General features: G+C 67.4%; 18 protein-coding genes. 12 read left to right on the top strand and 6 right to left on the bottom strand.

The genetic code is table 11. The features are described from left to right. Positions 1 to 192 precede the first annotated feature (192 nt). Positions 193 to 1,653 carry a tRNA (N6-isopentenyl adenosine(37)-C2)-methylthiotransferase MiaB gene (gene miaB, locus Q0066_RS13805; RefSeq protein WP_298133854.1) on the top strand — a complete coding sequence of 487 codons (1,461 nt, stop codon included), beginning with the start codon at positions 193 to 195 and terminating at the stop codon, positions 1,651 to 1,653. A gap of 176 nt (positions 1,654 to 1,829) precedes the next feature. On the opposite strand, the gene Q0066_RS13800 is transcribed toward miaB, so the two are convergent. Both Q0066_RS13800 and gabT read right to left on the bottom strand, forming a co-directional pair. Then, positions 1,830 to 3,263 (bottom strand): aldehyde dehydrogenase family protein, encoded by a 1,434-nt coding sequence (locus Q0066_RS13800; protein WP_298133853.1) that lies wholly within the window; start codon positions 3,261 to 3,263, stop codon positions 1,830 to 1,832. After that, positions 3,256 to 4,593 (bottom strand): 4-aminobutyrate--2-oxoglutarate transaminase, encoded by a 1,338-nt coding sequence (gene gabT, locus Q0066_RS13795; RefSeq protein ID WP_298133851.1) that lies wholly within the window; start codon positions 4,591 to 4,593, stop codon positions 3,256 to 3,258. Before gabT ends, Q0066_RS13800 begins: the two co-directional genes overlap by 8 nt. Positions 4,594 to 4,769: 176 nt before the next feature. Between gabT and Q0066_RS13790 the strand changes: the two genes are divergently transcribed. Beyond that, a complete protein-coding gene (locus tag Q0066_RS13790; RefSeq protein ID WP_298133849.1) occupies positions 4,770 to 5,648 on the top strand; it encodes a LysR family transcriptional regulator in 879 nt (292 codons plus the stop codon). A 16-nt stretch (positions 5,649 to 5,664) separates the two neighbouring features. Here the strand turns inward: Q0066_RS13790 and Q0066_RS13785 are convergent, their stop codons facing one another. Both Q0066_RS13785 and Q0066_RS13780 read right to left on the bottom strand, forming a co-directional pair. After that, positions 5,665 to 7,110 (bottom strand): gamma-aminobutyraldehyde dehydrogenase, encoded by a 1,446-nt coding sequence (locus Q0066_RS13785; RefSeq protein WP_298133846.1) that lies wholly within the window; start codon positions 7,108 to 7,110, stop codon positions 5,665 to 5,667. A gap of 254 nt (positions 7,111 to 7,364) precedes the next feature. Further along, positions 7,365 to 7,532 (bottom strand): antitoxin, encoded by a 168-nt coding sequence (locus Q0066_RS13780; protein WP_298133844.1) that lies wholly within the window; start codon positions 7,530 to 7,532, stop codon positions 7,365 to 7,367. A gap of 169 nt (positions 7,533 to 7,701) precedes the next feature. On the opposite strand from Q0066_RS13780, the gene miaA reads away from it, so the two are divergent. The 9 genes from miaA to Q0066_RS13735 all read left to right on the top strand — a co-directional run bounded on the left by miaA (position 7,702) and on the right by Q0066_RS13735 (position 21,120). Next, positions 7,702 to 8,625, top strand: coding sequence for a tRNA (adenosine(37)-N6)-dimethylallyltransferase MiaA (gene miaA / locus Q0066_RS13775; protein ID WP_298133843.1), 924 nt, complete (start codon positions 7,702 to 7,704; stop codon positions 8,623 to 8,625). Positions 8,626 to 8,637: 12 nt separating this feature from the next. Then, positions 8,638 to 9,447, top strand: a complete 810-nt coding sequence (dapF, locus tag Q0066_RS13770; RefSeq protein WP_298133841.1) for a diaminopimelate epimerase — start codon at positions 8,638 to 8,640, stop codon at positions 9,445 to 9,447. Next, positions 9,444 to 10,859, top strand: a complete 1,416-nt coding sequence (gene hflX / locus Q0066_RS13765; protein WP_298133839.1) for a GTPase HflX — start codon at positions 9,444 to 9,446, stop codon at positions 10,857 to 10,859. The genes dapF and hflX overlap by 4 nt, the downstream gene beginning before the upstream one ends. Positions 10,860 to 11,153: 294 nt before the next feature. Continuing rightward, positions 11,154 to 12,176, top strand: a complete 1,023-nt coding sequence (locus tag Q0066_RS13760) for a LacI family DNA-binding transcriptional regulator (protein WP_298133837.1) — start codon at positions 11,154 to 11,156, stop codon at positions 12,174 to 12,176. Positions 12,177 to 12,349: 173 nt separating this feature from the next. Further along, positions 12,350 to 14,029: an alpha,alpha-phosphotrehalase gene (gene treC / locus Q0066_RS13755; RefSeq protein ID WP_298133835.1), complete on the top strand. Its 1,680-nt coding sequence runs from the start codon at positions 12,350 to 12,352 to the stop codon at positions 14,027 to 14,029. A 10-nt stretch (positions 14,030 to 14,039) separates the two neighbouring features. After that, positions 14,040 to 16,091: a PTS glucose transporter subunit IIABC gene (locus tag Q0066_RS13750; RefSeq protein ID WP_298133833.1), complete on the top strand. Its 2,052-nt coding sequence runs from the start codon at positions 14,040 to 14,042 to the stop codon at positions 16,089 to 16,091. 274 nt (positions 16,092 to 16,365) lie between these two features. Then, positions 16,366 to 18,207 carry an MFS transporter gene (locus Q0066_RS13745; RefSeq protein WP_298133831.1) on the top strand — a complete coding sequence of 614 codons (1,842 nt, stop codon included), beginning with the start codon at positions 16,366 to 16,368 and terminating at the stop codon, positions 18,205 to 18,207. Between the two features lie 175 nt (positions 18,208 to 18,382). Beyond that, a complete protein-coding gene (locus Q0066_RS13740) occupies positions 18,383 to 20,416 on the top strand; it encodes an ATP-dependent DNA helicase (protein WP_298133829.1) in 2,034 nt (677 codons plus the stop codon). Positions 20,417 to 20,442: 26 nt separating this feature from the next. Further along, on the top strand, positions 20,443 to 21,120 hold the full coding sequence (locus Q0066_RS13735) for a hypothetical protein (protein ID WP_298133827.1): 678 nt from the start codon (positions 20,443 to 20,445) through the stop codon (positions 21,118 to 21,120). Between the two features lie 107 nt (positions 21,121 to 21,227). On the opposite strand, the gene map is transcribed toward Q0066_RS13735, so the two are convergent. Further along, on the bottom strand, positions 21,228 to 22,004 hold the full coding sequence (gene map / locus Q0066_RS13730; protein WP_298133825.1) for a type I methionyl aminopeptidase: 777 nt from the start codon (positions 22,002 to 22,004) through the stop codon (positions 21,228 to 21,230). Positions 22,005 to 22,073: 69 nt separating this feature from the next. Between map and Q0066_RS13725 the strand changes: the two genes are divergently transcribed. Further along, the gene (locus Q0066_RS13725; protein WP_298133823.1) at positions 22,074 to 22,370 is read left to right on the top strand and encodes a helix-turn-helix transcriptional regulator; all 297 of its coding nucleotides are present in this window, start codon (positions 22,074 to 22,076) and stop codon (positions 22,368 to 22,370) included. A gap of 35 nt (positions 22,371 to 22,405) precedes the next feature. Here the strand turns inward: Q0066_RS13725 and lexA are convergent, their stop codons facing one another. Further along, positions 22,406 to 23,113 (bottom strand): transcriptional repressor LexA, encoded by a 708-nt coding sequence (lexA, locus tag Q0066_RS13720; protein WP_298133857.1) that lies wholly within the window; start codon positions 23,111 to 23,113, stop codon positions 22,406 to 22,408. Between the last annotated feature and the right edge of the window lie 107 nt (positions 23,114 to 23,220).

Genomic DNA, 23,220 nt, shown 5'->3' with positions numbered 1-23,220 from the left:
CCGATCAGGCACATTTCACTCACGACTTCCGGGCGGTGACCGGTCTGACTCCCGGGAGGTACTTGGCGGACCAGTGATCATGCAGGTTCATCTGGCAGCCGTAGGTTGCCTTGTGTGCCGGGCTCGACCGACGCGTCAACGAACCGGGGCCGGAAGCAGGCCCCGCTCAAGCCGGTAAGCTCTCGCTTCGAGATGACCACCACCGCAGAAACCCGCACCTATGAAGTCGTGACGTACGGCTGCCAGATGAACGTCCACGACTCCGAGAGAATCGCCGGACTCTTGGAAGAAGCCGGCTACATCCCGCACGTCGAGGGCGAACAGGCCGACGTGGTCGTCTTCAACACCTGCGCGGTGCGTGAGAACGCCGACAACCGGCTGTACGGCAACCTGGGTCACCTGGCACCGGTGAAGGCCGGTCATCCCGGCATGCAGATCGCGGTGGGTGGCTGCATGGCCCAGAAGGACCGCGACACCATCGTCGCCAAGGCGCCCTGGGTGGATGTCGTCTTCGGCACCCACAACGTCGGCAAGCTGCCGATCCTGCTCGAGCGGGCCCGGATCGAGCAGGAGGCCCAGGTCGAGATCGTCGAGGCGCTCGAAGCGTTTCCATCGGCGCTGCCGACCCGGCGCGAGTCGCCGTATTCGGCGTGGGTGTCGATCAGCGTCGGCTGCAACAACACCTGCACGTTCTGCATCGTCCCGCAGTTGCGCGGCAAGGAGACCGATCGGCGTCCGGGCGACATCCTGGCCGAGATCCACGCACTGGTCGACGAGGGCGTCCAGGAGATCACGCTGCTCGGCCAGAACGTGAACTCCTACGGCGTCGAATTCGGCGACCGACTCGCCTTCGGCAAGCTGCTGCGGGCCTGCGGCACCATCGACGGCCTGGAGCGGGTCCGGTTCACCTCGCCGCACCCGGCCGCTTTCACCGATGACGTGATCGCCGCGATGGCCGAGACCCCCAACGTCATGCCCAGCCTGCACATGCCCCTGCAATCGGGTTCTGACAAGGTCCTTCGCGCGATGCGCCGGTCCTACCGCTCGGAGCGCTACCTGGGCATCATCGAGCGGGTGCGGGCTGCGATGCCGCAGGCCGCGATCACCACCGACATCATCGTCGGCTTCCCCGGCGAGACCGAGGAGGACTTCGCCGAGACCCTGCGGGTGGTCGAGGCGTCCCGGTTCGCCGCCGCGTTCACCTTCCAGTACTCGATCCGCCCCGGAACGCCCGCGGCCACCATGCCGGACCAGATCCCCAAACGGGTCGTCCAGGAGCGCTACGAGCGGCTGATCGAGCTGGTCGGCGATCTGGCCTGGGACGAGAACAAGAAGCTGGTCGGTACCCCGGTGGAGGTGCTGTTCGCGGCAGGTGAGGGCCGTAAGGACGCTGCCACCGCGCGCGTGTCGGGCCGAGCCCGGGACAACCGACTGGTCCACGTGGCCATCGCTGAGGGAGCCGAGCGGCCGCGTCCGGGCGACATCGGAACGGTCGAGATCAGCTACGCCGCTCCGCACCACCTGGTCGCCGACGGCGGCATCACAAATCTGCGCCGCACCCGGGGCGGGGACGCCTGGGACGCCCGGCACACCCCGCAGAAGAAGCTGATCGGGCTGGGCCTGCCGAAGCGCGCCACCGTCGCCGCCGGCTGAGCCTGCCGCCTCCGTCACGACCCGAGCCCCGGGTTGCCCCGCCTGGCCCGGTCCGCCTGTTCGGTCGCCGCCGGACTATCGCATCAGAAGGCTGCGGTGCATAGCCCGGGCCAAGTCGGTAACGAGCAGCGGCACTGACCCTCTCGCACCCGCCGACCCGGTGACGCGCGGAGCCGCTACAGCGCGAGCCCGGTGAGCACCAGGATGCGCTCGTCGGTCAGGTCGACCATCGCCGACGCCACGCCTTCGCGTCCGGTGCCGGACGCCTTCCAGCCGCCGTAGGGCATCTGGTCGGCACGGAAGCTGGGCACGTCGCCGACGATCACGCCGCCGACCACCAACTCGCGATGCGCCCGGAACGCGACGTCCACCTTGGTGGTGAAGATGCCGGCCTGGAGGCCGTAGCGGCTGCCGTTGACGATCCGGAATCCCTCGTCGAGGTCGCTGTAGCGGATCACGGTCATCACCGGTGCGAAGGCCTCCTTCGACCCCAGCGAGGTGGACGCGGGCACCTCGCTGAGCAGGGCGGGCTCGACCTGGGTGCCCTGCCGTCCGCCGCCGGTGTGCAGGGTGGCACCGGCCCGGGTGGCCTCTTCGATCCACTCGGTGATCCGTTGCGCGTTCTGCTCGTCGATCATCGGGCCGACCTGGGTGGCGGGATCGTTCGGGTCTCCGGTCCGCAGTGCCTGCACCGCCTCGGTGAGCAGCGGTACGAAGGCGTCGTAGACGTCGGCATGCACCAGCACCCGCTGCACGCTGATGCAGGACTGCCCGGCCTGGTAGTTGCCGAACAGCGCGATCCGCTCGGCGGCGCCCCTCAGGTCGGGCCAATCCGGTTCGACCATCACCGCGGCGTCGCCGCCGAGTTCGAGGATGACCTGCTTCTGCGGCGCCGCTTGACGGATCCGGTCGCCGACCTCGTCGCTGCCGGTCAGCGAGATCACCGGCAGCCGCGGGTCGGTGTTCACCGCGTCCATCTGGCCGCCGCGGATCGGCAGCACGCTCAGCGAGGCCTTCGGCAGCTCGGTCTCGGCGACGATCTCGGCCAGCAGCAGTGCGGTCAACGGCGTCGCGGACGCCGGCTTGATCAGCACCGGCGCGCCGACGGCGATCGCCGGAGCCACCTTGTGGGCGACCAGATTGAGCGGGAAGTTGAACGGCGCAATGCCGAGCACCGGTCCGCGCGGGAAGCGCCGGGTGATACCCAGCCGTCCGGTCGCGTTGGGATCGGTGTCGAGTCGCTGCAACTCGCCCGACCAGCGGCGGGCCTCCTCGGCGGCCCAGCGGAAGGTCGAGACCGCCCGGCTCACCTCGCCCCTGGACCACATCAGCGGCTTGCCGTTCTCGGCGGTGATCAGCGCCGCGAACTCCTCGGCCCGCTGGCCGATCCGGGCCGAGATGTGGTCCAGCGCCTTGGCCCGGACGTGCGCCGGCAGCCCCAGCAGTTCGGCCTGGACGGCGTCCGCGGCCGCGATCGCCTGCTCGATCTGGTCGGACGTCGCCAGCGAGACGCGTCCGACCAGGTCGCCCGAGTAGGGGGAATGGACGTCCAGCGAGCCTTCGCCGAATGTCGGCTCGCCGGCCAGCCAGAACGGCGTGATGTCAGTCATGCAGCACCTCCGCGAATGCGTCGTCGATCAGGTCGAGGCCCTCGTGCAGCAGCTCGTCCGAGATGCTCAACGGGGGCAGGAAACGGAACACGTTGCCGAACGAGCCGGCGGTCAGCACCACCAGGCCCTTGGCGTGGCAGGCCTTGGCCACCGCGCCGGTGAGTGCGGCGTCGGGCTGTTTGGTGCCGGGCAGCACCAGCTCGACCGCCATCATCGCGCCTCGTCCGCGAATATCGCCGATCTGCGGGTGGCGCGCGGCCAGCTGGCCGAGCCGGGTACGGAAGATCGCCTCGATCTCGCGAGCCCGGGCGTTCAGGTCGTTGCTGCGCATCTCTTCGATGGCGCCCAGCGCGGCGGCGCAGGCGACCGGGTTGCCGCCGTAGGTGCCGCCCAGGCCGCCGGCGTGGACCGCGTCCATCAGCTCGGCGCGGCCGGTGACGGCGGCCAGCGGCAGCCCGCCGGCGATGCCCTTGGCGGTGGTGATCAAATCGGGGACGACGCCCTCATGGTCGCAGGCGAACCAGTCGCCGGTGCGGCAGAAGCCGGACTGGATCTCATCGGCGATGAACACCGCGCCGTTGTCACGACACCACTGGGCGAGCCGGGGCAGGAAGCCTTCCGGCGGCACGATGAACCCGCCCTCACCCTGGATCGGTTCGATGATCACCGCGGCCACCTGGTCCTCGCCGACCTGCACGTGCACCAGTGATTCGAACTGGGCGAACGCCTCCTCGGCGACCGCGTCCGGGTCGCCGGGCCAGCGGTACGGATAGGCCATCGGCACCCGGTAGATGTCGGACGCGAACGGCCCGAAGCCGTGCTTGTAGGGCATGTCCTTCGCGGTCAGCGCCATGGTCAGGTTGGTGCGGCCGTGGTAGGCGTGATCGAAGCAGACCACGGCGCTGCGCCCGGTGGCGACGCGGGCGATCTTGATCGCGTTCTCGACGGCTTCGGCGCCGGAGTTGAACAGCGCGGACTTCTTCGGGTGGTCACCGGGGGTGAGCTCGGCCAGCTGCTCGGCGACCTCGACGTAGCCCTCGTAGGGGTTGACCATGAAGCAGGTGTGGGTGAACCGCTGGACGGCCTCGGTCACCCGCCGGACCACCGCGGGGGCGGCGTTGCCGACCGTGGTGACGGCGATGCCCGAGCCGAAGTCGATCAGCTGGTTGCCGTCGGCGTCCACGACGATGCCGCCGCCGGCCTCGACGATGTAGGCCGGCAGGATCGTGCCGACCCCATTGGCCACGCTGGCCGCCTTCCGGGCCGCCAACTCCAGCGACTTCGGCCCCGGTACGGCGGTGACCAGCGCGCGACGTTGCTCGACGGTCATGGCTACTCCTCTTGTTGATCTTCCCCCATCCTCGGCTGCCGCAAACATGCTGTCGAATACTAGTTTTCTAACCAACGTATGCCGGGCAGGCATATGGTGACCCAAAAGGAACCGTCCCCGCGGTTACCGGGGACGGTTCTCCCGGTCACCGGGGCGGCGAGCGGAGGAGATACAGGATGGAGCTGCGGACGATCGGCTACTTCGTGGCGGTGGCGGACGCCGGGTCGGTGAGCGCGGCGACCCAGATCACCCATGTCACCCAGCCCTCGCTGTCACGCCAGTTGCGGCAGCTGGAGAAGGAACTCGGCCTCGAGCTGTTCACCCGCCGTGACGGACGCCTCGTGCTCGCCCCGGCGGGGCGCCAGTTCCTGCCGGCCGCGCGGGAGTTGCTGGTGCGGGCCGAGGCGACCCGCGCGGCCGCCGCGCAGATCAGGGCCGGGGGACTGCCGACACTGACCGTGGCCGCGCCTCCGGTCACCTTGAACGATGTGGTGGCGCCCTTCTTCGCGACCTGGGGGGCCGAGGATCCGATGCCCCGGGTGCAGGCGCTGAACGCCGCGGACGAGTACGGCGATCTGGATCGCGGCGCCGACCTGGTGATCGGCACCCGGCCGCCGCCCGAGACACTGGCGGGCATGAGGGTCGCCGCGCTCCCGGTGAGCGCCTATGTACGCCCCGATCATCCGCTCGCCGGCCGGGTCGAGGTGCTGCTCGACGAACTGCTCGCCCACGAACTGCTGGTGCCCACCCCCGACAGTCATGCCAGGCGGGCCTTCGATGCGGCCGCCGAACGCGCCGGGCTGCCCGTCCGGCTGGCCGAGTTCAGCACCTCGCATGTGGCCCAAGCGGTCGCCGCCGCCGGACGCGGGGTGGCGGTCGTGTCGGACGACCCGCGCTACGGGCTCCGCCAGCTCGCGATCCGCACCTCCGCCGGGGAGGCGTTGCAGATCGTGCTGCATGCCGCCTGGCAGCCGCACCACCACGGCGCGCGTCAGATCGCCGCGGTGGCCGGACGCCTGCGCCGCTTCGTCCGCGAGCGGTACACCCCGGCCTGAGCGCCGGCCAGCTGACTCAGCCCTCGAAGCCGTGGTACTGCATCACGTGCTTGATCCGGGTGTAGTCCTCAAGGCTGTACATCGACAGGTCCTTGCCGTGCCCGGAGTGCTTGAAGCCGCCGTGCGGCATCTCGGCGACCAGCGGAATGTGGGTGTTGACCCACACGCAGCCGAAGTCGAGCCGCATCGCCAGCCGGGCCGCCGTCCCGGTGTTCGACGTCCACACCGACGAGGCCAGTCCGTACACGGTGTCGTTGGCCAGCGCGACCGCCTCGTCCTCGTCGCCGAACTTCTGCACGGTGAGCACCGGCCCGAAGATCTCGGTACGGATCAGCTCGTCGTCCTGCTGCAGATCGGCGACCACGGTCGGCTCGTAGAAGTAGCCGTCCCGATCGACCTGGCGTCCGCCGGTCACCACCCGGGCATGCGACGGCGCGCGCTCGACCAGGCCCGAGACATGGCTCAACTGGCGAGGATTGTTGATCGCCCCGTAGAGGATGTCCTCGTCGGCCGGATCGAAGCCGGTGCGGGTCGCCGCGGCCGCCTTCGCCAACTCGGCGACGAACTCGTCGTACACGCCCGCCTGGCACAGCACCCGGGTCGCGGCGGTGCAGTCCTGGCCGGCGTTGAACAGCCCGGCCACCGAGATGCCTTCGATCGCCGATTCCAGGTCGACGTCGTCGAAGACCACCACCGGGGCCTTGCCGCCGAGTTCCAGGTGGGTCACCTTCAGATCGGACGCCGCCGCGGTCGCGACCGCCATGCCGGCCCGGGTCGAGCCGGTGATCGACACCATCCGGGGGATCGGATGCGCGGTCAGGGTGGCACCGGTCGCCCGGTCACCGCAGACCACGTTCACCACGCCGGTCGGCAGGATGTCGGCCAGCTTCTCGGCCAGCCAGATCGACGATGCCGGGGTGGTGTCGGACGGCTTGAGCACCACCGTGTTGCCGGCCGCCAGTGCGGGGGCCAGCTTCCAGATGGCCATCATCATCGGGTAGTTCCAGGGCGCCACCTGGCCGACCGGACCGATCGGCTCGCGTCGCACCGACGAGGTGAAGCCGCGCATGTACTCGCCCTGCGCCCGGCCGTCCAGCACCCGGGCGGCGCCGGCGAAGAACCGCACCTGGTCGACCATCGGGCCGATCTCTTCCGAGGCCGTCAGGTTCTTGGGTTTGCCGGTGTTCTCGCACTCGATGTCGACCAGTTCGTCGGCGCCGGCCTCAATGGCGTCCGCGAAGGCGAGCAGCGCCGCCTGTCGTTCACTCGGGGTGCTCCAGCGCCACTTCTCGAACGCGTCGCCCGCCGCGCTGAACGCGGCGTCGACGTCCTCGGGACCGGACAGTGGTGCCGTGGCGTACGCCTGGCCCGTCGCCGGATTGACGATCTCCAGGGTCTCTCCGGACGCTGCCTGGCGGGCCTCGCCCGCGATGATGTTGTGCAGAACCTTCACCTCGGCCACCGAATCCTCTCTTCGTTGGGTGAACACGGCTGTCGATGCCGACGCCTGGATCAATCAGGCTGTCAGTCACCAGGCTGGCCGGGGTCGGCTATGCCGTCAAAGACTTTCCCTGCATGCTGTGCATGCCTGTCGAGCATGGGAAACTCACGTCGGGAAAAGGACGGTGGGGCCGGGCGAATGCCCGACCCCACCGAATCGTTTGCTTATTCGTACGAAAGATCAGTCGATCAACTCAACGGAATACTCCGGAGTGCCTATGACTTCCGGACCTGATCTTTGAGGAAATCCTGAGCCTGATCGACTTGGGCCGCGTACTTGCCGTCTGTCTTCGAATCGACGAAGTCACCCACCTGGTCGATGGCGCCTTCGATCTGATCTTCGTGGCCGGCTACGGCTCCTTTGACCTTCTCGACGAAGTCCATTCGGCCTCCTCTCTGTCGCCCACCCGGATCGTGTCCGGCTCCGTGCCCATTCTTACCTCGCCGGGACGACGATGCCAAGAGGGTGGCGCAAGCTTCGGTCGGTTTTCGCCGATTGATCATTTCTTTCCGCTACCCGCGGGGCGGGTGTCGAGCGCACCTCTGAGGCACAATGAGCGGCGTGCTGACGCCGCCCCTGATCGTCCTGAACGGCCCTACCGCAAGCGGAAAGACGGCGCTGGCGGTCCGGGTCGCACAGCTGCTCGGCGAACGTGGCCGGGCGGCGGAGATCGTCAACGCCGACTCGATGCTGGTGTATCGCGGTATGGACATCGGCACCGCCAAGCCCACCGCGACCGAGCGCGCCGGCATCACCCATCACCTGGTCGACATCATGGACGTCGACCAGACCGCCAGCGTCGCCACCTTCCAGCAACTGGCACGGACGGCGATCGCCGACTGCCGGGCCCGTGGAGTGGTGCCGATTCTGGTCGGCGGTTCGGCGTTGTACGTGCACGCGATCCTCGACGATTTCGAGTTCCCGGGCACTGATCCGGCCGTGCGGCAACGACTCGAGGACGAACTGGCCGTGTTCGGAGCCGAAGAAATGCACCGGCGACTGGCGGAACTCTCGCCCGATGCCGCCGCCGACATCCTCCCGGGCAACGGACGCCGCATCGTCCGTGCGCTGGAAGTGATCGAACTGACCGGTTCCTGGCGGGCGACCCTGCCGGAATGGCGCTACGCCCTCGACGGTGTGTGGCAATGGGGTCTCGAACTGCCTCGCGACGTCCTGGACGAGCGTATTGAGCAGCGCGTGCAGCAGATGTGGGCCGACGGGCTGCTCGCCGAGGTGCGCGCGTTGGTCGAGCGCGGCCTGCGACAGGGTCGGACGGCGTCCCGGGCGCTGGGCTACCGGCAGGTGCTGGCGTACCTGGACGGCGAGATCAGCGAGGAGGAGGCGAAGCGGCAGACCGTCGCCGGGACCCGCAGATTCGCCCGTAAGCAACTCGGCTGGTTCCGCCGTGATCCGCGGATCAACTGGCTCGCCGCGGACGCCCCCGGACTGGCCGAGGCCATCGTCGCCGACGTCTGATTGAATTCAGCCATGCTCGCCTTCGCCAAGGGACACGGAACGCTCAACGACTTCGTGTGCTTCAGCGACCCCGACGGCGTTCTGGACCTGACCGACGAGCAGATCCGGTTCCTCTGCGATCGCCGGGCCGGCATCGGCGGCGACGGCACGTTGCGCGCCGTGCGTGCCCGCCATGTGCCCGGCTACCAGCAGCATGGCGATACCTGGTTCATGGACTACCGCAACGCCGACGCCTCCATCGCCGAGATGTGCGGCAACGGGCTGCGGGTCTTCCTGCGCTACCTGCTCACCGAGGGCCTGATCGACGATCGCCCGATCGACATCGTCACTCGCGCCGGCGTCCGGCACGGTGAGTTCCTGGACGGCGACCAGATCCGGATCGGCATGGGAGTTCCGAGAGTCGCCCCGGACCAGGTGCCGGTCACCGTCGGCGAGCAGGTCTTCCAGGGCCGTGCGGTCGACGTGGGCAACCCGCACGCCGCCGTCCTGCTGTCCTCGGGTGGGCTGGATACGCTCGACCTGACTCGCGAGCCGGGCTATCCGGCCGAGGTGTTTCCCCACCGGGCCAACGTCGAGTTCGTCGAGCCGGTCGGCGACCACCACGTCCGGATGCGGGTCTGGGAGCGCGGCGTGGGGGAGACCTTCTCCTGCGGCACGGGCACGGTGGCGGCGGCCGTTGCATCCGCGACCGCCGCGGGTGAGGCGTCCGGCACCTGGCGGGTCGATCCTCCCGGCGGCTCGCTGCTCGTCGATCTCGATCCGGCCGGTGCGCGGCTGACGGGTCCCGCGGTCATCGTCGCGCGTGGCACAGTGAACCTGTGACGCATCCGAGCTACGACGACGCCGACGATCCCGAGATCGGCGACTTCGACGGTGATCAACTCGACCTGGCCGAGCGGCTGTCGCTGCGCCGGGTCGCCGGCATGTCCACCCAGCTGGCCGACATCACCGAGGTCGAGTACCGCGATCTTCAGCTGGAACGGGTGGTGCTGGTCAGCGTCTGGGCGACCGGTACCGTCACGGATGCCGAGAACTCGGTGGCCGAGCTCAAACTGCTCGCCGAAACCGCTGGCTCGGAGGTGCTGGAGGCACTCGTCCAGCGTCGCAGCCATCCCGACCCCGCGACCTTCATCGGACGCGGCAAGGTGGACGAACTGCGCGAGGTGGTGATCGCCACCGGCGCCGACACGGTGATCTGCGACGGCGAGCTCGAGCCCGCCCAGCTGCGCAACCTGGAGGACCGGGTCGGGGTCAAGGTGATCGACCGCACCGCGCTGATCCTGGACATCTTCGCCCAGCACGCCAAGAGCGCCGAGGGCAAGGCACAGGTCGAGCTGGCCCAGTTGCAGTACCTGCGGCAGCGGCTGCGCGGCTGGGGCGGCAACCTGTCCCGGCAGGCCGGTGGACGCGCCGCCGGCGGTGCCGGCATCGGCGGCCGCGGCCCCGGTGAGACCAAGATCGAGACCGATCGCCGCCGGATCCGTACCCGCATCTCGGTGCTGCGCAAGCGGCTGCGCGAGATGGACGAGGTGCGCGCCACCAAACGTCAGGAGCGGCAGCGCAACGAGATCCCGTCGGTGGCCATCGTGGGCTACACCAACGCCGGCAAGTCGTCGCTGCTGAACCGGCTCACCGGTGCCGGCGTACTGGTCGAGAACGCCCTGTTCGCCACCCTGGACCCCACCACCCGGCGCGCTGAGAGCACCGACGGCCGGGTCTACACGCTGACCGACACCGTCGGCTTCGTCCGGCACCTGCCGCACGACCTGGTCGAGGCGTTCCGCTCCACCCTGGAGGAGTCGGTGCTGGCCGATCTGCTGCTGCACGTGGTGGACGGCTCCGATCCCGACCCGGAGGGGCAGATCAAGGCCGTACGCACCGTGCTCGCCGAGATCGGCGCCGGGAACGTCGCCGAGCAACTGGTGATCAACAAGATCGATCGAGCGGACGCAACGACCCTGGCGGGTCTGCGCACCCGCTACCCGGACGCCGTCTTCGTGTCGGCCCGCACCGGTGAGGGGATCGACGATCTCACCCGGCGGGTGGAGGAGCGGCTGCCTCGCCCGGCGGTCGAGGTCAACGCTCTGGTTCCCTACGCGCGCGGCGACCTGATCGACAAGATCCACACCAGCGGCGAGATCATGACCCTGGAACACACCGCAGACGGCACCGCGGTCACCGCACGGGTGAACCGCGGGTTGGCGGGCGAGCTTGCACCGTTCACCCGTGAGTGAATCGCCGTTACCGGTTGTCGATCGAGCGCAGGCACTGATTTCTGTGTGCGAGCGATTCGCTCATCGGTGTATTCGGACAACGCCATAACAACGACGGACATCGTCGAATAGGGGTGGTGAGTCTCACCGCGAGCCCGAGCCGCCCGCGGCGACAATTCGATGGAATGCACATAGCCGCGCTCACAAGGTGTTTTGGCTCCGCTCGGGCATCGGCCACGGGCGGGGCGAACGGACGGTGCGTGGCCCCACCGGTGACGCGCAACCCGCAGCGCACCGCTATATGCTCAGCGCATCATGGAACCAGGCAAGCAGCAGTCGGTCGGTATGGCCGAGATCGCCGTTGCCGCGGGCGTCGCAGTCTCGACCGTCTCGCGGGCGCTCAGCGGTGCGGCGGGCGTCTCTCCGGCGAAGCGCGCCCAGATCCTTGAGATAGCGCTATCCATGGGCTACCTTGCCGACCCGGCCGCCCGGTCCGATCGTCGGGTGGACCCGGCGCGAGCCCGGATCACCGCGGTCATTCCAGAGCCGGACAGGTGGGTCTTCGGCTCGATACTGGCGGGCCTGCACGACGTGCTGACACCGGCCGGCGCGTCCTTGTCGGTCTATCAGGGCTTCTCTGGCACCGAGCGTGCCCGCATCTTCGGCTCGGCGGGCGTGGCCAAATACACCGACGTGATCGTTCTCGTGCCCATGCCTCGAGGCATGCCGGTCGAGCAGCTGGCCGCTATCGGGGTTCCGGTCGTTGTCGCCGGGTCCGTCGTCATGGGCTTGCCCAGTGTCGGCATCGACGATGTCTCCGTGGGCAGGCAAGCGACGAACTACCTGATCAACACCGGTTACCGCGGCATCGCGTACGCGTCGTACACAGACCATGAGGGAACCCCGGGCAATGCGTCTCGGCTGCGCGGCGAGGGCTTCGTCGCCAGCATGAGCCGGGCAGGTCTGGACTCCTCGTGGCGGATTCAGGTGCCGTTCGGTCCCGACTCGGGGCGGGCGGCGGCACAGCAGTTGCTCGCGAGCGATCAGCTGCCGGAGGCGCTCGTTGTCTGTTCCGACGAGATGGCCGCCGGGATGATGTCGGTCTTCCGGCGCGCCGGCGTACGGATACCGGATGACCTGGCGATCATCGGCGTTGACAATCATCCGGTGGCGGAGCTGGTACACCTGACCACCATTGCCCAGCCGGCCCGGCAGCAGGGGCAGCTCGCCGCCACGATGACGTTGCAGCTACTCGCTCGCACGCTCAAACCGGAGGCGATCACGTTGCCGACGCGGTTGATCGTGCGGGAATCGACGGCTCGGCAGACCCAGGGCTAAGCCTCGAGTCCCAAAGCTCCAGCGTCGTGACGTGATGGACGCGGTGCGTCGGAGGCGACTGGCAACGCTTTCGCGTCCCGGAGTCTGAGGCTTTGCGCGCAATCTCGCAACGGTTACGCAAGACCCGGCCCGCCTACTTCCCTCGCCTTTGCGCCCGGCTCTACCGTGTGACGGTGAGTTTCCCCGCCGGTCACGCTGACTTTCATCGTAGCGTCGTCTACCAAATTTATCCGAAATCCTTCTTCGACTCCACCGGAAATGGTGTCGGCGATCTGCGTGGCGTGATCGAGAAGATCCCGTACATCGCATCGCTGGGCGTTGACATGGTGTGGTTCAATCCATTCTTTCCCTCGCCGCAGCGAGATAACGGATACGACATATCCGACTACTACGCCATTGACCCGGCGATGGGCACAATGGCTGATTTTGAGGAACTCGTCACTGCGCTCGACGCGGAAGGTGTTGGTGTGATGCTGGACATGGTCCTCAATCACACATCGACCGACCATGAGTGGTTCAGGCGAGCGCTGGCCGGTGAGCAAGAATATCAGGACTACTACTACCTGAGGCCGGCGGCGGCTGACGGTGGCCTGCCGAACAATTGGGTGTCAAAATTCGGCGGCCCGGCCTGGGACCGATTCGGCGACACCGATCTCTACTACCTGCACCTCTTCGATCGGACGCAGGCGGATCTGAACTGGCACAACCCTCGAGTGCGTCAGGAGATGGCGGACGTCGTCGACTTCTGGCAGGGAAAGGGTGTGCGGGGGTTCCGCTTCGACGTGATCAACCTGATCGGCAAGCCGTGGGAGCTGCCGCCGGCGCCTGCGGGGACCGACTGCCGCTTGATGTACACCGACGGCGAGACCGTCGTGGGATATCTACGCGAACTGGCCGCGGCCTCGTACGGGCGGGCGGGCGACTGTGTCACGGTTGGCGAGATGTCTTCCACGACGATCGAGCGATGCATCGAATACTCCCACCCACAGTTGGGTGCCCTTTCCATGGTCTTCAACTTCCACCATTTGAAGGTCGACTACGGCGACGGCCAGAAATGGACGAGGGTGCCCTTCGACTTCATCGAGCTGAAGCGCCTGCTCATGGACTGGGCGCTGCGGATGCAGGCCGGCAACGGTTGGAACGCACTCTTCTGGAACAACCACGACCAACCCCGAGCGATCGATCGGTTCGGCGACCCAGGTCGATTCCGTGTCGAGTCGGCGACGATGCTCGCAACCGCGATTCACCTGCTCCGTGGCACGCCGTATGTGTATATGGGTGAAGAAATCGGTATGACTGACCCGGACTACGACTCGATCGATGACTATGTGGACGTGGAGGCGATCAACGCCTACGCCGAACTGGTGCGGGGCGGAGTCGCAGCTGCCGACGCGTTCGATATCGTTCATTCGAAGGCGCGCGACAATGCTCGGACGCCGATGCAATGGAACGCGACCGAGAATGCTGGTTTCACTCACGGCACGCCGTGGCTACGGCCCACCAATCACGATGTGGTCAATGTCGCAGCCGAAGAGGCGGGTGGCCGCATCCTGCCGTACTATCGCGAATTGATCCAGTTGCGGAAGGATCATCCAATCATCGCCGAAGGCGGCGTCGAGTCGTACGAAGCGGATCATCAGCAAGTGTTCGGCTACCTGCGCCGTCACGGCGAACGCTCGCTGTTGGTGTTGACGAACTTCTTTGGTGAGTCCACATGGGTGCAGTTGCCGCACGAGTTCGCCAATGGCGACATCCTCATCTCGAATTACAACAGGACCGAACTGCGCAATGCAGATCGGATTGAACTAGGTCCGTATGAAGCGCTAGCGATCCTTGCCGGTTCCAGCGAATAGGAGATATTCAATGTCGAATTCCGAAACAGTCAGTACCACCACAGAGATCGTCGCACCGCTGTCCGGGGTCATCCTCGACTTGACCGAGGTGCCGGACGCGATGTTCGCCTCCAAAGCGATGGGGGACGGGTTGGCGATCGTGCCCGACCAGGACGAGGTCGTCGCGCCGGCCTCCGGCACCATCGCGATGGTGGCCCACACCGGGCACGCCTTCGGCATGATGACCTCCACCGGCATCGAGATCCTCGTCCATATGGGTATCGACACCGTCGAGCTGGAGGGCGTGCCGTTCACGCTGACGATCTCCCAAGGAGACGTCGTCGAGGCCGGCCAGCCGATCGGCAGGATGGACCGGGAGGCAGTCCAGACCGCAGGCAAGGACACCACCACCATGGTGATCTTCACCAACCTGGCGATGCGAGGCGGCGAACTGGGCGTAGCTGCCGGTCACGTCACGGCCGGAAGCGGAGTGGCGACGGTGGCCGTTCCCGAGGCGGCGGCTGCTACGGCGCCGCCGAGCCCCGACGTCCAGGCGGCGAAGCCGGCGATCGACCCCGCGCGGGCGTCGGCCACCGGTTTCGACGCGCTCGCCTATGACATCGTCGACGGCATCGGCGGCCGCGAGAACATCAAGAGCGTGCTGCACTGCATCACGCGGGTGCGGTTCTACCTGAAGGACGAATCGCTGGCCAACGATGACCTGGTCGCCAACCTGGACGGCGTCATCGACGTGATCAAGGCGGGCGGTCAATACCAGGTGGTGATCGGGGCGGCCGTCGGCGACGTCTACGAGGCCGTCAATCGTGTCATCGGCAGCACGGGCGCCGAGGTGGCCGATGCCGAGCCGGTCGAGCGGCCCACCACCCTCGTGGGCTGGGTGAAGTTCGGATTCAGCTCTTTGATCGGGGTGATCACCGGCTCGATGATCCCGGTCATCGGGCTGTTGGCGGCGTCCGGCATCCTCAAAGGAATCTTGGCGCTGCTCACCCAGTTCAACGTCGTGCAGGCCGACAGTCATACCTTCACCTTCATCGATGCCATGTCCTCATCGATGTTCTACTTCCTGCCGATCATCATCGGCTTCACCGCGGCCCGCCGGCTCGGATCGGATCCGATCATCGTGGCCATCATCGGCGGCGTCCTGGTCTTCCCGTCGGTGGTGACGATGTCCGACCCGTCCGACCCCAACTATCAGGTGGTCGCCCAGATCGGAGCCACCGTCTTCAACGGCGACTTCTTCGGCATTCCGATCGCACTGCCGCAAGGGAATGCCTACGCGTACTCGATCTTCCCGGTCATCGTTGCCGCGTGGCTGGCCGCCCGGATCGAGCCCCTGCTGAAGAAGTACATTCCGGCGGTCCTGCGGATGATCTTCGCCCCGCTGATCGAGGTCTTCGTCGTCTCCACGCTGGTGCTGGTGCTGTTCGGCCCGATCATCATGTTCCTTTCGGGCGGCATCGCCAACGGGATCAACGGCATCCTGAACCTCAACTACCCGATCGCCGGGCTGTTGATCGGCGGCCTCTACCAGTGCCTGGTGATCTTCGGCCTGCACTGGGCGGTCATTCCGCTGATCGCGGCCCAGATCGCCACGGACGGCTCGTCACCACTGAACGCGATCGTGTCGGCGACGATGATCGCCCAGGGTGGCGGTGCGCTGGCCATCTGGCTGAAGACCAAGAGCCAGAAGATCAAGACGTTGGCCGGACCCGCCACCATTTCGGCCTTCTGCGGAATCACGGAGCCCGCCATGTACGGCCTCAACCTCAAATATGGACGGGTGTTCATCATGGCCTCGATCGGCGGCGCCGTCGGTGGCCTGTTGACCGGACTGTTCGATGTCAACATGTACGGCTTCACGGGCGCATTCGTCGGATTCCCGTCGTTCGTGAATCCGGCCGGCATGGACCACAGCCTGACCGGCTATCTGGTGGCCTCGATCTCGGCATTGGTGGTCTCCTTCGCACTCACCTACTTCTTCGGCTTCAGCGACACCGACCTCGAATCGGAACGTTCGGTCAAGAAGGTCCGGCTCGGGAAGAGGGAGCCCGCCGGGGCCTGAGCGCCCACGCGCTGTAGGCGCGTTCTGTCAGCGGGAGCCGGCCGACGCCGGCCGGCTCCCGTATCGACCGTGTGATCTGACGGTCGGCGTCCGGGCCGACGGTTGCTCTGGGTGCGCCGCCGCGCACCCGCTTTCGATCCACGTCGTCTCCACCTGAAGACCTCTTGGGCGTTCGCCTGCCTTCGTCCCGAGGCAACTCGATGTCTGCGCTGCCGCATTCGGTCGAGTGATGAAAGAACCGGCGGCTCGTCCGCCTTCTGAACAAAGGAGTTCCATGTCCACTGCGACAGTTGATCGTGTACAGGATGCCGAAGAGGTCATCCATCACAAACCGATGATGACGCCGCGCAGCATCCTCATGATGAACATGGGGTTCTTCGGCATCCAGTTCAGCTTCGGCATGACCCAGACCGCGATGAGCCCACTCTTCAGCGCGATGGGCGCGAGTCCGGAGGAGTTGCCGATCCTGAACCTCGCCGGTCCGATGACGGGCCTGCTCATCCAGCCGCTGATCGGTGCGCTCAGCGATCGGACGTGGAGTGACCGCTGGGGACGGCGCAAGCCGTTCATCCTTGCCGGCTCGCTGTTGTGCGTGGTGATCCTGGCCCTCTTTCCGTTCGTCTCCCTGCTCTGGCTGGGTGTTCTCGGGCTGTGGCTGCTGGACGCCGGCAACAACACGGCGATGGAGCCCTATCGCGCCTTCATCTCCGACCGGCTGCCCAGGAACCAGCTGGCTAGAGGCTTCCTGGTGCAGAGCATGTTCACCGGTGCCGGTGCCGTGCTCTCCAACTTCTCCATCTTCGCGTTCCAGATGGCGCTGCCGCAGCTGGCCCCGAACGGCATTCCCTACTGGGCCTACGTGTGCTTCTTTCTCGGTGTGGTGTGTATCGCGGGAACGGTCGGCTTCGCCATGTCGAAGACGAACGAGCTACGGCCTCCGCAGTGGGAGCTCGACGAGATCGCGAACTCGCCCGGTGGTCTGGGTGCAGTCGTCAAGGACCTCGGCTCGGCGGTCAAGAGCATGCCGGTCGCCATGCACAAGATCGGATTCGTGTTCCTTTTCCAGTGGTACGCCATGTTCATCTACTGGCAGTTCATCTCGCTCAGCGTGGGCGAGTCGGTGTTCGGCGTCACCCCCGATCAGAAGGAGGAGTTCCAGCAGGCGGCAGGCTGGACCGGTCTGCTCAACGGCAGCTACAACCTGGTGACGATGCTGGTCGCACTGGTGATGCTGCCGGTTGTGGTGAAGTTCGGCGGGCGGGTGGTCCATGCCGCGGCGCTGGCCTTGGGCGGACTCAGCCTGGTCTGGCTCTCCACCATCACCGTGCAGTGGCTGTCGATTCTGCCGATGATCGGTATGGGCATCTTCTGGGCCAGCGCGGTGGGTGTTCCGTATCTGATGGTCGCCAGCATGGTGCCGGCCCGTCGCTCCGGGGTCTACATGGGCGTGCTGAACATGATGATCGTGGTGCCGATGCTGATCCAGACGCTGACCTTCGGCTGGATCTTCGAACATCTGCTCGACAGCAAGGCCACCAACGCGATGCTGCTCGCCGGAGCGCTGTTCCTGGTTGCCGCCCTCGCCATGCTGTGGGTGAAGCCGCCGAGCAACACCGACGAGTCCGAGATCGTCCCACTCGGGGCACCTGGCCGCGATACGTCGTTCTACGACCGTGTCGTCGTGGGGTCGGACGGCAGCTACAGCTCCCTCGTCGGCGTCCGCCAGGCCATGGCGATCGCTCGTAGGAACGGTGCCAAGCTCACGATCGTCACTGTCTACAACCCCGACCGGGGCGACTCATCCGGGCCGCGAGCGGAGCTGTCCGGCATTGATGCCGGGCGTCACGCGCTGCAACGCACGGTCGACGATCTGAACCACGATCGGGTGACCACCTACGATTCCGTGCTCCATGCTGGGGACGTCGCCGACGGGCTGCTGGAGGCCGCGTCCGTCAGTACGAACACGCTCGTCGTGGTCGGCAACCGAGGCTTGGGTGCGCGCGACGGCGGAACGCTCGGCATCGTGCCCGAGAAGGTCCTGAGGAACGCGGTCTCCGACGTCATCGTGGTCCGGACCGACGAAACCGAGGCGAGTCGTTCGGAGACGGACGGCTGAGGAGTCGCTGACCAACGCACCCATCACTGCCTGAGCTCGCGGAAACCCGGTTCGACGCGCCCAGGTTGAGGTCTCGGCAAGCTCGACCAACCCTGGATCGAGCTTGCCGAGACCTATTTCCACAGGCTGCCCGTCGCTCATCGAGCCTGTCGGTCGCGGGCGGTAAGTTGAACCAATGCCCGAGACCGACCTGACCGAAGCGATCCTCGGCGCAGCGGTCGAGGGCATCGCGGGCGCTCAGCGTCCGGGCCAGCACGAGATGGCGTCCGCGGTCGCCGAGACGCTCGCCGGGGGAGACCACCTCCTCGTCCAGGCCGGCACCGGCACCGGCAAGTCGCTGGGCTACCTGGCGCCGGCGCTGGCCCGCCTCGTCCAGTCGCCGAGCGAGCGGATCGTGATCGCCACCGCAACCCTCGCCCTGCAAGCGCAGCTGGCCCATAAGGACATTCCCGCCGCCTTGGAAGCCTGCAAGCGGGTCACCGGCAAGCGGGTCAGCCATGCGGTGCTGAAGGGTCGCACCAACTACGCCTGCCTGTACCGGGTCCGTGACAGCCTCGGCTCCGAACAGGAGAGCCTGCTCGGCGGCAGCGAACTGGCCGAAGCGCTGACGGCGGTGGCGACCGACGCGAACTCCAAGGTCGGTGCCGAAGTGGTGGCGCTGCGTGAATGGGTGGAGCAGCAGGCCGAGTCCAAGGGCGCGGCCGACCGTGACGACGCCCCGACCCACACCGGGCCGGCTTGGGCACAGGTGTCGATCCCGGTCCGCGAATGTCTCGGTGCCCAGCGTTGCCCCTACGGCTCGGAGTGCTTCGTCGAACGCTCCCGCGACCAGGCCCGGACGTCGCAGCTGGTGGTCACCAACCACGCCCTGCTGGCGATCGACGCGATGCACGGCGGCACCGTCCTTCCCGAGCACGACGCGGTGATCGTCGACGAGGCGCACGAACTGGTCAGCCGGGTCACCGGCGCGGCCTCGCACGAACTCAGCCCACAACTGATCGAGCGGGTCGGACGCCGCTGCCTGCCCTGGCTCGACGACGACGTCGCCCTGGAGTTCCTGGACGCCGGCGAGGCGCTCCGGACCGCCCTGGACGACGCGCCGCTGGCTCGCATCGAAGACGCCGAAGGCCCGCTCGCCGAGACCTTGCAGCTGGTACGCAATGTGGCTCGCCGAGTGGTCTCCGGCATGTCCGGCGGCGACGACTCCGACAACGAGCGCAAACAGGCGGCCGCCGCAGCCAAAGAGGTCTTCGACATCGCCGAACAGATGGCGGCTCTCGCGCCGCACGACGTGATCTGGGTGTCCGAACGGGAGCGGTTCGGCCGGCAGCTGAACCAGGCTCCGCTGTCGGTGGCCGGCCTGATGCGCGAGGGCATCTTCGCCAAGCATCCGGCGGTGCTCACCTCGGCCACCCTGTCGATCGGGGGCAACTTCGACGCGGTCGCCGCCTCGGTCGGCCTCAACGAGCCGTACTCCCGCGACCGCGGCGAGGACGGAGACGATGACGACGGTGAACCGGAGCGGCCCCGCTGGCGGGGGCTCGACGTCGGCTCTCCCTTCGACTACCGGCGCCAAGGAATTCTCTACGTGGCGAAAACACTGCCACCGCCGACCCGGGAAGGGATCGCTCCGGCCACTCTCGCCGAGGTGGCCGAACTGGTCTGGGCAGCCGGCGGCCGCACCCTCGGGTTGTTCGCCTCACAGCGCGCCGCCGAGGCTGCTGCGACCTATTGCCGCCGTGAGCTGCCCGACCAGGAGATCCTCTGTCAGGGGGATGCTCAACTCGGCGAGCTCACCCGCACCTTCGTGGCGAATCCGCAGACCAGTCTGTTCGGCACGTTGTCGCTGTGGCAGGGCGTCGACGTCCCCGGCGACACCTGCGAACTGGTGATCATCGACAAGATTCCGTTCCCGCGTCCCGACGAGCCGCTGATGCAGGCCAGGCAGCGCGCGGTGGCCGACCGGGGCGGCAACGGGTTCATGGCGGTGGCAGCCACCCATGCCGCGTTGTTGCTGGCCCAGGGCTCCGGACGGCTGATCCGTCGGCTCAGCGACAAGGGCGTGGTGGCGGTGCTCGACCCGCGGCTGATCACCGCCCGCTACGGCAGCTACCTGCGGGCATCCATGCCGGACTTCTGGATGACCACCGACCGGGAGACCGCGATCGGGGCACTGCGGCGACTCCAGGACACTCGGACGGCGAGCTGAGCCGGGTGCGTCCGACAATGAGGCTCATGACTTCGATCGGACGCCGCGACCTGCTCTCCCTAGGCTCGGGTATCGCGGTGGCGCTGCTCGCCGCCGGTTGTGGCACGGGACCTGTCGAACCGACGCCGTCACCGTCGACATCGCCGACCGGACGGGAGCCGTACCTGACCATCGTGCAGGGGACGGTCGGCACCCTCGGCTCCGCCCGCGTCGGCTACGTCAACCGGCTGGAGGACGGCGATCAGGTCTCCATCTGGCGTGATGACAGCGACGAGTCGGGTTTCGGGTCGACGGTGAGCCTGCGCGACGGTGACCGGGCATTCATCGGCGGTGAGTGCTGGGCAGTGAGCCGGCTGGCACCCGCCTACGGCCGGGCCAGGATCGGCTTCGACCCGGTGCTGACCAAGGTCGAGTCACCGGCCTCCGATGCCGGCCTGATCTACCTCCCGGCGGGCCCGGACGACGCTGCGACATCGGCCCGGATCGGCACCGGGAACCGAATGGCGTTGGTGGAGCTCACCGCCCGCTCGGCGGTGCTCCGGCATTGGCCGGGCCTGTCCAAACCGGGGGAGGCGGGCGTGCTGCTGCCGGTCAAGGCTGGATCGAAGATCAAGCTGGGCCGCGTTACCCTCACCGTCACTGGCTTCCAGCCGTCCCTGGACCGGCTGCGCGGCTATCTGGTCGTTCGGACCGCCACGAGCTGAGTTCCCTCGTCGATCACCGGTGGTTGAGCTTGTCGAAACCCTCGCCAGGGATCTCGACAAGCTCGATCGACGGTGGTTGAGCTTGTCGAAACCTCATTACGTGCCCCTTATGACATCGTCGGCAGGGTCATGATCTCTGCACCGGTCGTGGTGATCGCGATGGTGTGCTCGCTGTGTGCCGTGCGGCAGCCGGTCGCGCTGCGCAGCGTCCAGCCGTCGGCATCGGTGACCAGTTCTGCCGTGTCCGTCATCACCCACGGTTCCAGCGCCAGCAACAGGCCGGGCCGCAGCCGATAGCCGCGGCCGGAACGTCCGGTGTTCGGCACATGCGGATCCTGGTGCATCGTCGAACCGATGCCGTGCCCGCCGAAGTCGGTGTTGATCGGATAGCCGGCCTCGGTGAGCACGGCGCCGATGGCGTGCGAGATGTCACCGAGCCGAGCACCGGGAGCCGCCACCGCGATCCCCGCACTGAGCGCACGCTGGGTCGCATCGATCAGCGCCACGCTCTCGGCCGGACGCGACTCGCCGACGATGAAGCTGATCGCCGAGTCCGCGGCGACACCGCCTTTGGAGACCGCGAGATCGAGGGTCAGCAGGTCTCCGTCGGCCAGCGTCCGATCATGGGGCAAACCGTGCAGCACGGCATCGTTGACGGCGGTGCAGATGTAGTGACCGAACGGCCCGCGTCCGAACGACGGTGCGTAGTCGACGTAGCACGACTGCGCGCCCGCGCCCAGGATCAGCGCCTTGGCCCACCGGTCGATGTCGAGCAGGTTCGTGCCGACGGTGCAGCGGTCCTTCAATGCCTGCAGGGTGTTGGCCACGATGGCTCCGGTCGCTTTGGCCCGGGTGAGCCGGGCCGGGCTCAGGATCTCGATCATGCGCTGCCTCTTCCGGCTGAAGTCCAATAACTATCCCGGCCATGTTATACCGGTATTAGAATCGCGGACATGGTCCGGTTGCCGCTGAGTCCCGCCGAGATCGAGCGCGGACGCCGCTTGGGTTCGCTGCTGCGCAAGGCGCGGCGAGAGCGCTCCATGCTCGAGGTCGCGCTGGATGCCGCCGTCTCGCCCGAGACCCTCCGCAAGATCGAGTCCGGACGGGTCGCAACCCCGGCATTCTCGACCATCGCAGCCATCGCAGGAGTCCTCGGACTTTCCCTGGATGCGATCTGGGCGGAGGTGCACCGGGCCGACGGTGAGCCGGATGCGGCTGCCCGCCGACCGCGGGAACGCCTGGCCTCCTAGGGAGTCGCGGCTCGTGGTGCCCGCGCCGAGCTTGCTCAGACCCGGCGCAGGACCGCAACCACCTTGCCCAGGATGGAAGCCTGATTGCCGTCGATGGGCGAGTACGCGGGGTTGTGCGGCAGCAGCCACACCTGCCCGTCGGTGCGCTTGAAGGTCTTCACCGTCGCCTCGTCTTCGAGCAATGCTGCCACGATGTCACCGTTGTTGGCGGACGGCTGCTGCCGCACCACCACGAAGTCGCCGTCGCAGATCGCGGCCTCGATCATCGAATCGCCCTTGACCTCGAGCAGGAACAGAGTGCCCTCACCGACCAGCTGCTTGGGTAGCGGGAAGACGTCTTCCACGCGCTCTTCGGCCAGGATCGGACCGCCGGCCGCGATCCGGCCGACGACAGGCACGTTCACCGCCTCGGGCAGCGCGTCGCCGATGCCCGTGACGTCGACGACCTCATCCTCGGGCGCGGCTGCCGGTTCGGCCTTCGCCAGTGATTCGGGCAGTCGCACCTCCATCGCGCGGGGGCGGTTCGGGTCGCGGCGCAGGTAGCCCTTCGCCTCGAGTGCGCGCAACTGGTGCGACACGCTGGACGGCGACGCCAGCCCCGCCGCCTCGCCGATCTCGCGGATCGTCGGCGGGTAGCCCCGGGTGCTCACCGCCAGGTGAATCAACTCCAGGATGCGCCGCTGCCGAGGGGTGAGGCCCTCGACGTCGGCGGGCCCGTCGGGAAGCTGAGTGATCTTGGCCATCTCAAGCTGCTGGGCCACCTCAGCGTTGCTGGGGCGCCCCACGCTCATCTTCGGCGGTTGCTTGGGTGGGCGGCCACGCCGCGGTGTCTTGTCGAACGGATTCCTGC

Source organism: Micropruina sp., assembly GCF_027492755.1.
In the GTDB taxonomy this organism is placed as follows: Bacteria; Actinomycetota; Actinomycetes; order Propionibacteriales; family Propionibacteriaceae; genus Micropruina.
The sequence above is the reverse complement of the archived record's forward strand: the minus strand, read 5'-3'. Positions and strand labels throughout refer to the sequence as shown.